Genomic DNA, 584 nt, shown 5'->3' on the forward strand with positions numbered 1-584 from the left:
ATGGTCTCGGTTCATCGGCACCGACTAAAGATGCAACGAAACGCTACTACCAACAGCTAAACCGTTACAGTGCCAACCTAGCGCTTCTGTCTGATATCTCAATGGCTGTGCTTGGTGGTTCGTTGAAACGTAAAGAGCGTTTATCTGCGCGTTTAGGTGACATTCTCAGTCAGCTATACCTAAGCTCCGCGACGCTAAAACGTTTTGAACAAGATGGTCGTCCAGCTGAAGATTTGGCTTTGGTTCACTGGGGTCTACAAGATAGCTTAAAACAAGCAGAAATCGCCGTTGATGAGTTCCTAGCAAACTTCCCGAACAAAGTCATTGGCCGCACACTTCGCGTTCTGATTATGCCATTCGGTCGTGTACGCAAAGCACCAAGTGACAAGCTAGACAGCAAAGTGGCACGTATTCTACAAACCCCAAGTGCAACACGTTCGCGCATTGGCCGTGGCCAGTACCTAGAGCCAACAGAGCACAACCCAGCAGGTAAGATTGAGTTAGCACTGTCTGTGATTCTTCAAGCTGAGCCTGTGTTCGACAAAGTTTGTAAAGCGCAAGGCAAACGTCGTCCATTCCTCCGC

At 48.8% G+C, this 584-nt stretch carries 1 protein-coding gene; it reads left to right on the plus strand.

Features of this window, described 5'->3' with window-relative positions:
• Positions 1-584: acyl-CoA dehydrogenase domain-containing protein (locus R7E78_RS28660; RefSeq protein WP_318058951.1), on the plus strand; the 584-nt coding region annotated here is incomplete at both ends.

It is taken from the genome of Vibrio sp. YT-19(2023) (assembly GCF_033337395.1).